Raw genomic sequence first — 13,525 nt, 5'->3', positions numbered from 1 at the left:
GGCGCTCAGCATGCCGGCGGCCCGACCGCTGTTCGATCATCCCCGCTATTGGGCCGAGTGCTTCGGTCCGGCGCCTTTCCTGCCGATGAGTCGTGCGGAAATGGATCAGCTGGGGTGGGACAGTTGCGACATCATCATCGTGACCGGGGATTCCTATGTGGATCACCCGTCCTTCGGTATGGCCATCATCGGCCGTCTGCTGGAGGCCCAGGGCTTTCGTGTCGGCATGATCAGCCAGCCCAACTGGCACAGCAAGGACGACTTCATGCAGCTGGGCAAGCCGAACCTGTTCTTCGGGGTCGCCGCCGGCAACATGGACTCCATGATCAACCGCTACACCGCTGATCGCAAGATTCGCTCTGATGATGCCTACACCGCTGGCGGCAAGGCCGGCAAGCGTCCGGATCGCGCCAGCCTGTCCTATTGCCAGCGCTGCCGCGAGGCCTACAAGGATGTGCCAGTGATCCTCGGTGGCATCGAGGCGTCGCTGCGGCGCATTGCCCATTACGATTACTGGCAGGACAAGGTCCGACCCTCGCTGCTGATCAACACCAAGGCCGATATCCTGATCTACGGCAACGCCGAGCGGGCCGTGGTGGAAGTCGCCCATCGCCTGAGCCGTGGCGAACCCGTTGGCAGCATGACGGATATCCGCGGTACGGCGTTCATCCGCAAGGACACGCCGGAGGGTTGGTTCGAGCTGGACTCTACCCGCGTAGACCGGCCCGGTAAGGTCGACAAGATCATCAACCCCTACGTTAACACCCAGGATACCGCCGCTTGCGCGGTAGAGCAGGCGGCGGGGGATGCGCCCGAGACGACGACCGATGCCGAGGTGCAGGTCGTCGAGCTGCTGCATCATCCGCGGTTGGAGCGCGACCGTACCGTGATCCGTCTGCCTTCCTATGAGAAAGTGCGCAATGATCCGGTGCTCTATGCTCACGCCAACCGCGTGCTGCACCTGGAAACCAACCCCGGCAACGCCCGGGCGCTGGTGCAGCGTCACGGGGATCGGGACGTCTGGTTCAATCCGCCGCCGATTCCCCTGAGCACCGAAGAAATGGATTACGTGTTTGGGCTGCCCTATGCGCGGATTCCGCACCCGGCCTATGGTGATGCGAAGATTCCCGCCTACGACATGATCCGCTTCTCGGTGAACATCATGCGCGGTTGTTTCGGTGGCTGCACCTTCTGCTCGATCACCGAGCACGAAGGTCGCATTATCCAGAGCCGCTCCCACGAGTCGATCATCAACGAGATCGAAGAGATCCGCGACAAGGTGCCTGGCTTTACCGGGACCATTTCCGATCTCGGCGGGCCGACCGCCAATATGTATCGTCTGGCCTGCAAGAGCCCGGAGATCGAGGCGTCCTGCCGCAAGCCGTCCTGTGTCTGGCCGGGCGTTTGCGATAATCTCAATACCGACCATTCCTCGCTGATCGGGTTGTATCGCAAGGCGCGCGAGTTGCCGGGCGTCAAGCGCATCCTGATTGCCTCGGGCTTGCGTTACGACCTGGCGGTACGTTCGCCGGAATACGTCAAGGAGCTGGTGAGTCATCATGTCGGTGGCTATCTGAAAATCGCTCCCGAGCACACCGAGGAAGGCCCGCTGTCGAAGATGATGAAGCCGGGCATCGGTAGTTACGACACCTTCAAGAAGATGTTCGAGAAGTACAGCCGGGAGGCAGGCAAGGAACAATATCTGATTCCCTATTTCATCGCCGCCCATCCGGGTACCACCGATGAAGACATGATGAATCTGGCCCTGTGGCTCAAACGCAGCGGCTTCCGGGCGGATCAGGTACAGGCGTTCTATCCCTCTCCGATGGCAACTGCCACAGCCATGTACCACTCAGGCAAGAACCCGCTGCGCAAGGTGGGTTACAAGACCGAAGAGGTGGGCATCGTCAAAGGTGAGAAGCAGCGTCGTTTGCACAAGGCATTCCTGCGTTATCACGATGCCAACAACTGGCCGATGCTGCGCGAGGCGCTAAAGGAAATGGGCCGCGCCGATCTTATCGGTAACAGCAAGCAGCATCTGATTCCGACCTTCCAGCCGGCGATCGAGGGCGGCTACCACAGCGCCCGGCGCAAGCAGTCCACCAAGCCGGGCACTCCCAAGGCCGGCCAGCTGCTCACTCAGCACACTGGCCTGCCGCCGCGGGAAACCGGTGCCGGCAAGAGCAAGCGGCGTGGTGGGGCAAATCGCCCGCAACGTTGAATGACCGCCCGGCTCCTGACGGAGCGGGGCGGTACTCTCTGGGCAGGTAATTCGATCTATGGCGACCATTGAAGCATTTCAATGGTCGAGGCCGTATCGTCGGGGCAGTATGGTTGGCAGTTCAAACAGGAGGAGCTGCCCCCATGTCGATCAGAACCATAGTCAACACCCTGCTGGCCAACTATGCCGTCGCCACGACGGGTGCAGCGGTCCGGCTGCATTCACAGGCGGGCTCTCAACGGTCCTTTGATCGGGGCGTTCGCTGCGCCATCCAATGATCCAGTAACGCCTTGAGTTGGGCCAGGTCGATCGGCTTGGCCATGTGGCCATTCATACCGGAGCGACGTGCCCGCTCGCGATGCTCCGGGAGGATGTGAGCGGTCAGGGCAATGATCGGAATCGGCGACAGGGCATGTTGCTGCTCCCATTGGCGGATCTGCTCCGTGGCGGTAAATCCGTCCATCTCCTGCATCTCGCAATCCATCAGGACCAGGTCATAACGATTCTGGGTAACCGCTTGCACCGCCTCCCTGCCATTCTCCACCGCCTCGCAGGCCACCTTCAGTTTTGACAGCATGCCCTGAATCACACGGGTGGAAACGGCGTTATCCTCAGCGACCAGCACCATAAAATCGGCCTGTTCCGAGCGCTGTTCCGAAGCCTGCTGCGCTTCCCGGCGCAGCGCCGCGGTGGCTTGCTCGCGACATTGCAGCCAGCCATCGATCAGGGTAGCCCGCAGTGTATGGCCGGACACCGGCTTGTTCAGCACCCGGTGGATCCCGGCATTACGGGCAACGATACGGCTGGGCAACTGGTTCACGCCGGTCAGCATGACCACCAGCAGATCATTGCTGATGATCGGGTCGTCCTTGATCTTGCTGGCCAGTTCCAGGCCGGTCATGCCGGGCATGGATTGGTCGACCACCAGGATATCGAAGGGGCTGTCAAGGTTGGCCTGGGCGCGCAGGATGGCCAGCGCCTCACGGCCGCTGGAGGCGGTGCGGGGTGCCATTTGCCAGGCGCTGGCCTGCTGCTGCAGTACCTTGCGGGAGGTGGCATTGTCATCGACGATGAGGATGCTGCGGTCGACCAGGCAGCGGCCCTGTTGATCGGCCTCCACCGGGCTGTCGATAAAGCGTGCCGGTATCGACACCCACACGGTGGTCCCGGCAGCCGCCGCGCCGCCGGGCAGTCCTCCGGCGCCTTCCTTGATACCCACCTGGCCACCCATCATGCGGATCAGCTGTTGCGAAATGTACAGCGACAACTGTCCCTGGCCTTCAAGTATGCGCAGCAGTCGCTCACCGGGGGTGGCAATGTCCAGCAGGCTGCTGCGGGCATCGGCACTCATGCCGTGACCGCTGTCCTGAATGGCCAGACGCAGCACCGGGAGGTCGGAGACCTGACGTTCCAGGCCGACGGCCAGTAGAATCTCGCCGTCGGCAGTATTCAGCGTGGCGCTGTTCAGCAGACTCATGATGACCTGCCGCAGACGGGCCGGATCACCTTCCATCAGTTGGGGGACATCCGGGTGAATAAAGCCGATGAGTTCTATTGGCTGGCTGGCGAGGCGGTTGCGATGGTTCTCGAGGCAGTCATTGATCAATGCGTGCAGGTCGAAGCGCAGGTTATCGAGCGTCAGTTGCCCGGACTCCAGCCGTGAGATGTCCAGAATATCATTGATCAGGCTCAGCAGCTCGGTGCCTGATCCATGGATGGTCTGCACGTAATCGCGCTGCTTGGACGAGAGGGCCGTGTTGAGCAGCAGCTCGGACATGCCCAACACCCCGTTCATGGGCGTGCGAACTTCATGACTGATGCGGGCCAGGAACTCCGCCCGGGCATTGCGCTGAGCCAGCAAGGCCGCTTCCTCGTGGCGCTGCCTGACGCGCTTGATCATGTTGCGTTGCAGGCGCCGGTAAAGGCTGGCGGAATAGCAGGCCAGCGCGCCCCACAACAGAAAGTCGACCAGGTGCCGGGTCAGGTCATGGGGCGGTACACCGAGCGCCTGTTCGAGCAGCCAGCTACCGATCAACAGCAGCGTGCCGCACAGAAACAACCGGTCGATATGCTCACGCCGCCACAGCATTACGGCGCTCAGCAAGGCCATGGTCAGCGGCAGACCGATGCGTACGATCGACAGCGTCTGTTCGAGCAGACCGGGCAGTGCGATGCTGAGCAGTAGTATGAGGGCGCCGACCAGCAGAATGGCGATGCGCTCACTGCGATCACCCGCGGTGCCGGGGATCGGGTACAGGCCATGCAGGGTCGCGGCAAGTACAACCAGGCCGGACAGATGCAGCAAGGCCCCGGTACGGCCTTGTAGGAACTCCAGGTTATGCAGCGCCCAACCGACGCCGCTGAGGCTGCTCAGGCCGAACAGCAGGGCGCTTATTGCCATCAGCAGATGCAGTGGGTCGTTGCGCAATGAACCCTGCAACAGGCAATTCAACGCCAGCCCCAGCAGCAGACCGACTAGCATGCCCTGCAGCGCCTGATGCCGGGTGTGGATGCGGGTGGCTTCGCTCAGTGTCACCAGACTGAGATGGGTGCTGACCGGATAATCGTTCTGTAGCCGTACCAGTAGTTTCTGTTCGGGGCTGGCCTGCACGTTGATGGGAAAGGCGAAACCCTCATGGGGCAGGGGCACCGTGGCGCGGGCATTGGTGGTGCCGCCGGTATACGCCGCGCGCAACACATCGTTTCTCAGGAGATAAACATGGATACGGGCAATGCTCGGGTTGTGCAGTTCCAGCAGGTAGGTGTCCTGATGCTGCAATGGCACCTGCACCCACAGTGCGGCAGTCCCGCCGGGCAGTTTGAAGGGGCTGCCGGTGCTGGGAACGAACAGGTTGGCGTAGCGATTGGAAAGAATGTCATTCAATGCCAGCTGACCGCTGGTATCGACGAAGGTCTGGTAGCCTGAATGCGCACTGCCAGCGTCCTGAGCCCACAGATTGTCCATCAACAGACAAAGGCCCACCAGACTGGCGCACAACAACCTCAGAGTCTGCTTCAATTTATCTGTCCTATCCTTGGGCAATGAACGACTATTCTGCTGAGCTGCACGGCCGAGTGCAAGGCTGGCCTGGTGATAGCCACGGCGTCGCCGATAACCCGCCGACCGGATCAAGGGGCGGCGGGCCGGAACTCAGCTTTCCCGCTCGATGGCGCGGTAGCCGATGTCCGAGCGGTAGAAGCAGCCATCCCAGCTGATCTTTTCGGCAAGATCATAAGCGCCCTGCTGCGCTGCCTTGACGCTGTCACCCAGTGCGGTGGCGCACAGCACACGTCCACCTTGGGTGACGACGTTGCCGTCCTGCAGCGCGGTACCCGCGTGGAATACCTTGCCATCGACGCTGGTGGCCTGATCGAGGCCGTTAATAACCTGGCCCTTGGTATAGTCGCCCGGATAGCCACCGGCCGCCAGCACCACGCCCAGGCTTGGACGGGGATCCCAGCGGGCATCGGTACGGTCCAGGTTGCCTGCGAGGGCAGCCTCGATCAGCTCCACCAGGCTGCTCTGCAGACGCAGCATGATGGGCTGGGTCTCTGGGTCACCGAAACGACAATTGAATTCGATCACCTTGGGTGCGCCCGACTTGTCGATCATCAGGCCAGCATACAGGAAGCCGGTATAGACATTTCCTTCAGCCGCCATGCCGCGCACGGTCGGCCAGATGACTCCGTCCATGACCCGCTGGTGTACTGCACTGGTCACCACCGGTGCGGGGGAGTAAGCGCCCATGCCGCCGGTATTGGGGCCGGTGTCACCATCGCCGACCCGTTTGTGATCCTGGCTGGTGGCCATCGGCAATACATGCTCGCCGTCGACCATGACGATGAAGCTGGCTTCCTCGCCATCCAGGAACTCCTCGATGACTACCCGTGAGCCGGCTGCACCGAAGGCGTTACCCGCCAGCATGTCGCGGACCGCTGCTTCGGCCTCTGCCAGTGTCATGGCAACGATCACGCCCTTGCCGGCGGCCAGGCCGTCGGCCTTGATCACGATCGGCGCGCCTTTGTCACGCAGGTAGGCCAGCGCCGGTTCGACTTCAGTGAAGTTGGCGTAATCGGCGGTGGGAATCTTGTGGCGCGCCAGGAAGTCCTTGGTGAAAGCCTTGGAGCCTTCCAGTTGGGCAGCGCCGGCAGTCGGGCCGTAGCATTGCAGGCCGCGCTCGCGGAACAGGTCGACCACGCCCGCAACCAGCGGGGCTTCAGGGCCGACGATGGTCAGCGCGACATTGGCAGCGGCAAAGTCGGCCAGCTTGTCCAGTTCCAGCACATCAATGGCCAGGTTCTCGCACTTGGCCTCGATTGCGGTACCGGCGTTGCCCGGGGCGACAAAGACTTTCTCGACGCGCTCATCCTGCGCCACTTTCCACGCCAGGGCATGCTCACGCCCGCCACTGCCGATAATCAGTACATTCATTCTGTATACCTCAAAATTGCATTTGGGGTTCCGCTAGCAACTCGAAACAAGGCCGCGCTGAAGCCAGCAGATGCGGCTTCAGCGCGGCCGTAACCCTACTCAGTGACGGAAGTGACGCATGCCGGTGAATACCATGGCAATACCGGCCTCATCAGCGGCATCGATCACTTCCTGGTCGCGCATGGAACCGCCGGGCTGGATCACCGCACGGATACCCACGGCCGCAGCGTTATCGATACCATCGCGGAACGGGAAGAAGGCGTCGGAAGCCATGACCGCGCCCTCGACCGGCAGACCGGCATGCTCAGCCTTGATGGCGGCAATGCGCGCGGAGTTGACCCGGCTCATCTGGCCGGCGCCCACACCGATGGTCTGGCGGTTGCTGGCATAGACGATGGCGTTGGATTTAACGAACTTGGCTACCTTCCAGGCAAAAATCAGGTCGTGGATTTCCTTCTCGGTCGGCGCGCGCTTGGTCACCACTTTAAGGTCGGCTTCGGTGATCATGCCGGTATCCCGGCTTTGCACCAGCAGGCCGCCATTGACGCGCTTGTAGTCCAGGTCCTGGACCCGTTCGGCCGGCCACTGGCCGCATTCGAGCAGGCGCACATTGACTTTGGCGGCAACAATGTCGCGGGCTTCGGCGCTGACGCTGGGCGCGATGATCACTTCGACGAACTGGCGCTCGACAATAGCCTTGGCTGTGTCGCCGTCCAGCTCGCGGTTGAAAGCGATGATGCCGCCGAAGGCGGATTCGCTATCGGTGGCGAAGGCCAGCTCATAAGCCTTGCGAATGCCACCTTCATCTTCCGGGACCACCGCTACACCGCAGGGGTTGGCGTGCTTGACGATGACGCAAGCCGGCTTGCTGAAGCTCTTGACGCACTCCAGCGCGGCGTCGGTGTCGGCAACATTGTTGTAGGACAGTTCCTTGCCCTGCAGCTGGGTGGCGGTGGCGATGCAAGCTTCCGCCGGCTCGGCTTCGCGGTAGAAGGCGGCACTCTGGTGCGGGTTCTCCCCGTAGCGCATGTCCTGAGTCTTGGTGAACTGGCTATTGAAGGTGCGCGGGAAGGCGGTGCGGTCATTGGTGCTCAGCGTATCGCGGTTCTGGTCGATGGTGCCCAGGTAATTGGCAATCATGCCGTCATAGGCAGCGGTGTGCTCGAACGCCTTGAGCGCCAGATCGAAACGCTGGGCGTAGGTCAGGCCACCTTGTTTGAGGCCGTCCAGCAGGCTGGCGTAATCACCAGCATTGACCACGATCGCGACATCCTTGTGGTTCTTGGCTGCCGAGCGGACCATGGTCGGGCCGCCAATGTCGATATTCTCGATAGCGTCGGGCAGGGTGCAGCCGGGTTTGGCCACGGTCGCCGCGAAGGGGTAAAGGTTGACCACCACCATGTCGATCGGCTGGATGCCATGCTCGGCCATGACCGCGCCGTCCAGGTCGCGACGGCCGAGAATGCCGCCATGGATCTTCGGATGCAGCGTTTTCACCCGACCGTCCATCATTTCCGGGAAGCCGGTGTAATCGGCGACTTCCACGGCGTCGATGCCATTGTCCCGCAGCAGTTTGTAGGTGCCGCCGGTGGACAGAATGTCCACGCCCAGCGCGCTGAGTTCACGGGCGAAATCGACAATACCGGTCTTGTCCGAGACGCTGATCAGCGCGCGGCGTACCGGCAGGCGGGTGGTTTGGTCGGTCATCTTGGATCCATATCAGGTTGGTGAAGAAACAGCTTCAAGCGGCGAGGCTTCAAGCGAAAAACAGGTTGCGCATTCAGAGCAGGCCGTACTGTTTGAGCTTTTTGCGCAGGGTGCCGCGGTTCAGCCCCAGCACCTCCGAGGCGCGGGTCTGGTTGCCGCGCACGTAGTCCATGACACTTTCCAGCAGCGGCGCTTCGATTTCCGCCAGCACCATGTTGTAGACGTCGGTGACATCCTGGCCGTCCAGATGCTCGAAATAGTTACGCAGCGCCTGTTCGACACTGTCGCGCAGGGTCTGTGTTCCGGCCAGGGGGTCGTTCGGGGGGCAGGATAGATCTGCCTCGGGGGTCTCGCTCACGGGTAGGTTTCCGTCGATCTGGGATGTATTCAGTTGGTTCATGCCGCGAGGCCTCCATCCATCAAGCGGTTGAAGAAGTCTGCAATCGCAAGGCGTTGCTGCTGGGCACAATCCATGCGGTTGAAGTGGCGGCGGAACTCTTCGGCTCCGGTGAGTGCTTCCAGTTGCCAGCCGACATGCTTGCGGGCGATGCGCACGCCCTGCTGTTCACCATAGAATTCATGCAAGGCATCAAGGTGAGTCAGCAGCAGGGTCTGCTGCCAGGCCAGGCCCGGTTCGGGCAGCGATTCGCCGTGGCACAGATAGTGTTCGATCTCGCCAAAGATCCAGGGGCGACGCTGGGCGGCGCGGCCGATCATCACCGCATCGGCGCCGGTCTGCTCCAGCACATCGCGGGCTTTCTCCGGAGAGTCGATATCGCCATTGGCGAACAGCGGGATGGAAATTGCCTGGCGGATGCGGGCGATGGTGTCGTACTCGGCCTGCCCGGTGTACAGCTCGCTGCGGGTGCGGCCATGCACGGCCAGTGCCTGGATACCGCTCTGCTCGGCGATGCGCGCGATCGTCACGCCGTTGCGGTGCTCTGGGTCCCAGCCGGTACGGATCTTCAGCGTCACCGGAATATCCACGGCGCCGACCACGGCTTCAAGAATCTCCGTCACCAGCCGCTCGTCGCGTAACAGGGCGGAACCGGCGGCCTTGTTGCAGACCTTCTTCGCCGGGCAACCCATGTTGATATCGATAATCTGGGCGCCATTGTCGCGGTTCATCCGCGCGGCATCGGCCATCATCTGCGGGTCGCCGCCGGCAATCTGCACTGAACGGGGTGCCGGCTCGCCGCTATGATCGAGGCGTTGGCGGGATTTGCGGCTATGCCAGAGGCGGGTATCACTGGTGACCATCTCCGAGACCACCAGGCCGGCACCCAGTTTCCGGCACATGCTGCGGAATGGGCGATCTGTTACACCGGCCATGGGAGCCAGGATCACGCGGCTGGTCAACTGATAGGGTCCGATGCTGATCACTGCATGTCCATCCCTGTACTCGTTGGTCAATGGTGTGCGCCCCAAAACCGCAGGACGTGTTCGGGCAGGGTCAGAAATGTGAAGAGGGCCGCTATCATACCTGCTACCGATGACCATATAAAGACTGTCTGGCTGATATTTGATCAATGGATCGACTGAGTCGTGCCAAGCCCCATTGCTCAGGGGCTGGCAAATTCCAGACTGTAGCCGCTGGCCTGCGGGCCCGGATCAAGCATATCGAGGGCCACATGGATTGGCGTCTGTGGTGGCATCAGCCGGACGCCGGCCAGTTCACCCGAGAGATACTCCTCTGGACGGAAGCGCCGGCTGGCCACATTACGACCACCGGCATCGGTGAAGTGCATCTGCAACACCGGAAACGGCTGCTCGAAATCCGCCCGGTTGTAGAGAATCACATCGATGGCCAGGGCGTTGGGAAACTCGGGATGCTGGCGCACCAGCAGATTGGCACTGCGGATACGGCTGATATCCACCCGGGCCGGTAGTTCGCATTGGGCGAGAAAGCACAGGTTCTCGAGCAGCGGCCGGCTGCGCTGGTCACGGGCCAGGGCATCGAAATTGTAATAGATGAACTGTGCCGGCAAGGCCAACAATGCCAGCACACAGAGCGTGCCCCACAGCCAGGGGCGCTGACGGCGGCGGGCCGGCGGCGTTTCCAGTAGCGCCTCATCCAATTCTGGCCAGAGCATGGGGCTGATGATCGGCTCCTGACGGTCATCAGTCCCCGGACCATCGGCCACGGTCGGGTCGGCTGCCATGGCTGCCGTCCCGGTATCGTCGCTAGTAGGCTCGGGTGCGGGTCGGGGGGTATCGGCGGGCTGGTCGCGGCGGAAGATGCCCCGGTCGGCATACTCCTCATCGACTGGTCGCAGGCTCTGGATGCCAAGCCGGTTATGGTCGAAGTCCGGGCCAAAATCCTGGGCCGGAGGCGTGGCGAGAAAGTCCTCATGCAGATCGGCGAAACCGTCGGTTGCCGGCTCGTCAGCTTGCGCCTCGACGGTGGTCTGAGTGGCTGCAGGGGGCTCGGCCGCTGCCAATTCGGTGCGCCGATGGCCGGTCATGCCACCGGGATTGACCTCATCAATGATCGACTCGTCCAACCCCAGGGCCTGCAGGTCGGGCTCATCCAGATCATCCTCAAGCAATGCGGACTGCCGTTGCGGTGCCGCCGGCTGCGGTGCTGGAGCGGGTGATGATGCAGGCACGGAGGTATCGGCAGCATGGAAGACTTCCAGGCAGGCACCACAACGCACATTGCCGGCGGCGACCTGCAATTGTTCCGGTGTCAGCCGGAAACGGGTCTGGCAAAAAGGGCATTGGGTGACCAGCAGCTCGCTCATGTGAATCCTTTACCGGCGATCAATCGGGACGCATCGCTATGCAATATGCGCGATATTGTGCCCGCAAGCACATCACGGCGCTACGTCGCGCCGTACACCGCTGACCCGAATCCAGCCATCCTTGTTGGCTACCGGGTCCAGCTCGAAGGCGTCACGGTAGGCAGCCAGGATATCCTCGGTTTGCTCGGCGAGAATACCGGATAGAGCGATGCGCCCGCCGGGCTTGACCAGGGCGGTCAACTGCGGCGCCAGGCTGACCAGCGGGCCGGCCAGGATATTGGCTACTACCAAGTCCGCCGGCTCGGCCGGCATGTCAGCGGGCAGGTATAGCGGCAGGCGTGCGTCCGCCAACTGGTTGCGCTGGGCATTGTCCCGGGAGGCTTCCAGGGCCTGGGGGTCTATATCGGTTCCCACGACCCGGTCGGCGCCCAGCAGCAGCGCGGCGATGGCCAGAATGCCCGAGCCACAACCGAAGTCGATCACCTGCAAGCCGTCCAGTTGTTGGCCATCCAGCCATTCCAGGCACAAGGCGGTGGTCGGGTGAGTACCTGTGCCGAAGGCCAGGCCGGGGTCCAGCAGCAGATTCACCGCGTCCGGCTCCGGCGCCTCGTGCCAGCTGGGTACGATCCACAGGCGACGGCCGAAGCGCATCGGCTGGAAGTTGTCCATCCAGCTGCGTTCCCAGTCCTGGTCGGCGATCTCTTCGAATTGGTGTTCCGGTAACTCGCCTGGCCAGATCTGTTGCAGTTGAGCGAGCAGGGTTTGCGGGTCGGCGTCGGCTTCGAACAGCGCCAGCAGATGAGTGTGCGACCACAATGGCGTCGTACCCAGGTCCGGTTCGAAGATCGGCTGATCCTCGGCGTCCATAAAGGTTACCGACACGGCGTCCAGCCCCAGCAGCAGGTCCTCCATCGGCTCGGCCTGATCGGGGGTAATGGCAAGACGCAGTTGGAGCCAGGGCATAATGTTTCCTTGGGAAAAAGGGGAAGCTTAAAGCTAACAGCGGAAATAAAAAACCGGGAAGCGATGCTCTGCCTCCCGGTCCGGTTGATAAGCTGACAACGAGCTTATCGGATCAGCTGATACCCAGCTTGTGTTCCAGGTAGTGGATGTTGACTCCACCCTTGCAGAACTCGGGGTCCCGCACCAGTTCACGGTGCAGCGGGGTATTGGTCTTGATGCCGTCAACCACCAGCTCATCCAGGGCGTTGCGCATGCGCATCATGGCTTCATCCCGGCTGGCGCCGTAGGTGATCAGCTTGCCGATCAGCGAATCATAGTTCGGCGGTACCTTGTAGCCGCTGTACAGGTGCGAATCTACCCGCACGCCGTTGCCACCGGGCGCGTGGAAGAAAGTCACCGTACCGGGGCTTGGCATGAAGCTGTTCGGGTCTTCGGCGTTGATCCGGCACTCGATGGAATGACCACGAATGACCACATCTTCCTGCTTGATGCTCAACGGCTCGCCGGCGCAAATACGGATCTGCTCCTTGACGATGTCGATGCCGGTAACCATCTCGGAGATCGGGTGCTCCACCTGAATCCGGGTGTTCATCTCGATGAAGAAGAACTCGCCGTTCTCATAGAGAAACTCGAAGGTACCGGCGCCACGGTAGCCCAGGTCGATACAAGCCTGAACGCAGCGGGCCTGAACCTCGGCACGGGCCTTCTCGTCGATACCGGGGGCAGGGGCTTCTTCGATGATCTTCTGGTGGCGGCGTTGCAGGGAGCAGTCGCGGTCGCCCAGATGAATGGCGTGGCCCTGGCCGTCGGACAGTACCTGCACTTCCACGTGACGCGGGTTGGTCAGGAATTTTTCCAGGTAGACCATCGGGTTGCCGAAGGCCGCGCCGGCTTCGGTGCGGGTCAGGCGGATCGATTTGATCAGCTCTTCTTCCTTGTGCACCACGCGCATGCCGCGACCACCACCACCACCGGCGGCCTTGATGATCACTGGATAACCGACCCGACGGCCGATCTTCAGGCACTCGTCCTCGTTCTCGGGCAACGGACCATCGGAGCCGGGCACCGTCGGTACGCCGGTCTTCTTCATGGCGGCAATGGCCGAGACCTTGTCACCCATCAGGCGAATCACCTCGGCGCTGGGGCCGATAAAGGTGAAGCCGGAATTCTCGATCTGTTCGGCGAAATCGGCGTTTTCCGCCAGGAAGCCGTAGCCGGGGTGGATACCGTCGGCGCCAGTGACTTCCGCCGCGCTGATGATGCGAGGGATGTTCAGGTATGACTCGGTCGCGACGGCCGGGCCGATGCAGACGGTTTCGTCAGCCATCGCCAGGTGCATGAGTTCGCGGTCGGCAGTGGAATGCACTGCCACGGTCTTCAACCCCAGCTCTTTGCAGGCGCGGATGATGCGCAGTGCAATTTCGCCACGGTTGGCTATGAGTACTTTCTGCATCGCAG

9 protein-coding genes are annotated in these 13,525 nt (G+C 62.0%); 1 reads left to right on the top strand and 8 read right to left on the bottom strand.

Going from position 1 to position 13,525, the window contains the following annotated elements; genetic code table 11:
* The first annotated feature begins 10 nt into the window (after positions 1–10).
* Positions 11–2,221: a YgiQ family radical SAM protein gene (locus tag BM267_RS02630; protein WP_074778720.1), complete on the top strand. Its 2,211-nt coding sequence runs from the start codon at positions 11–13 to the stop codon at positions 2,219–2,221.
* A 235-nt stretch (positions 2,222–2,456) separates the two neighbouring features.
* Here the strand turns inward: BM267_RS02630 and BM267_RS02625 are convergent, their stop codons facing one another.
* From BM267_RS02625 to accC, 8 genes are all read right to left on the bottom strand, one after another.
* On the bottom strand, positions 2,457–5,240 hold the full coding sequence (locus BM267_RS02625; RefSeq protein ID WP_143063006.1) for a response regulator: 2,784 nt from the start codon (positions 5,238–5,240) through the stop codon (positions 2,457–2,459).
* A 132-nt stretch (positions 5,241–5,372) separates the two neighbouring features.
* Positions 5,373–6,653, bottom strand: a complete 1,281-nt coding sequence (gene purD / locus BM267_RS02620; protein ID WP_074778010.1) for a phosphoribosylamine--glycine ligase — start codon at positions 6,651–6,653, stop codon at positions 5,373–5,375.
* 99 nt (positions 6,654–6,752) lie between these two features.
* The gene (gene purH, locus BM267_RS02615) at positions 6,753–8,360 is read right to left on the bottom strand and encodes a bifunctional phosphoribosylaminoimidazolecarboxamide formyltransferase/IMP cyclohydrolase (protein ID WP_074778012.1); all 1,608 of its coding nucleotides are present in this window, start codon (positions 8,358–8,360) and stop codon (positions 6,753–6,755) included.
* A 73-nt stretch (positions 8,361–8,433) separates the two neighbouring features.
* On the bottom strand, positions 8,434–8,760 hold the full coding sequence (gene fis, locus BM267_RS02610; RefSeq protein WP_036988711.1) for a DNA-binding transcriptional regulator Fis: 327 nt from the start codon (positions 8,758–8,760) through the stop codon (positions 8,434–8,436).
* Positions 8,757–9,773, bottom strand: coding sequence for a tRNA dihydrouridine synthase DusB (gene dusB / locus BM267_RS02605; protein ID WP_268873967.1), 1,017 nt, complete (start codon positions 9,771–9,773; stop codon positions 8,757–8,759). Before dusB ends, fis begins: the two co-directional genes overlap by 4 nt.
* 149 nt (positions 9,774–9,922) lie before the next feature.
* The gene (locus BM267_RS02600) at positions 9,923–11,104 is read right to left on the bottom strand and encodes a zinc-ribbon and DUF3426 domain-containing protein (protein ID WP_074778016.1); all 1,182 of its coding nucleotides are present in this window, start codon (positions 11,102–11,104) and stop codon (positions 9,923–9,925) included.
* A gap of 72 nt (positions 11,105–11,176) precedes the next feature.
* Positions 11,177–12,067 (bottom strand): 50S ribosomal protein L11 methyltransferase, encoded by an 891-nt coding sequence (gene prmA / locus BM267_RS02595; protein WP_074778018.1) that lies wholly within the window; start codon positions 12,065–12,067, stop codon positions 11,177–11,179.
* Between the two features lie 112 nt (positions 12,068–12,179).
* The gene (gene accC / locus BM267_RS02590; RefSeq protein WP_074778020.1) at positions 12,180–13,520 is read right to left on the bottom strand and encodes an acetyl-CoA carboxylase biotin carboxylase subunit; all 1,341 of its coding nucleotides are present in this window, start codon (positions 13,518–13,520) and stop codon (positions 12,180–12,182) included.
* Positions 13,521–13,525: the final 5 nt, after the last annotated feature.

It is taken from the genome of Halopseudomonas bauzanensis (genome assembly GCF_900114735.1).
Lineage (GTDB): Bacteria > Pseudomonadota > Gammaproteobacteria > Pseudomonadales > Pseudomonadaceae > Halopseudomonas > Halopseudomonas bauzanensis.
Note: the sequence above shows the minus strand (reverse complement) of the source record. Positions and strands in the feature narration are given on the sequence as shown.

What these genes read in the sequence shown, in the direction of transcription:
- BM267_RS02630 (WP_074778720.1), top strand. Translation starts at nt 11, where the DNA reads ATGCCGGCGGCCCGACCGCTGTTCGATCATCCCCGCTATTGGGCCGAG.
- purD (WP_074778010.1), bottom strand. Translation starts at nt 6,653, where the DNA reads ATGAATGTACTGATTATCGGCAGTGGCGGGCGTGAGCATGCCCTGGCG.
- purH (WP_074778012.1), bottom strand. Translation starts at nt 8,360, where the DNA reads ATGACCGACCAAACCACCCGCCTGCCGGTACGCCGCGCGCTGATCAGC.
- fis (WP_036988711.1), bottom strand. Translation starts at nt 8,760, where the DNA reads ATGAACCAACTGAATACATCCCAGATCGACGGAAACCTACCCGTGAGC.
- BM267_RS02600 (WP_074778016.1), bottom strand. Translation starts at nt 11,104, where the DNA reads ATGAGCGAGCTGCTGGTCACCCAATGCCCTTTTTGCCAGACCCGTTTC.
- prmA (WP_074778018.1), bottom strand. Translation starts at nt 12,067, where the DNA reads ATGCCCTGGCTCCAACTGCGTCTTGCCATTACCCCCGATCAGGCCGAG.
- accC (WP_074778020.1), bottom strand. Translation starts at nt 13,520, where the DNA reads ATGCAGAAAGTACTCATAGCCAACCGTGGCGAAATTGCACTGCGCATC.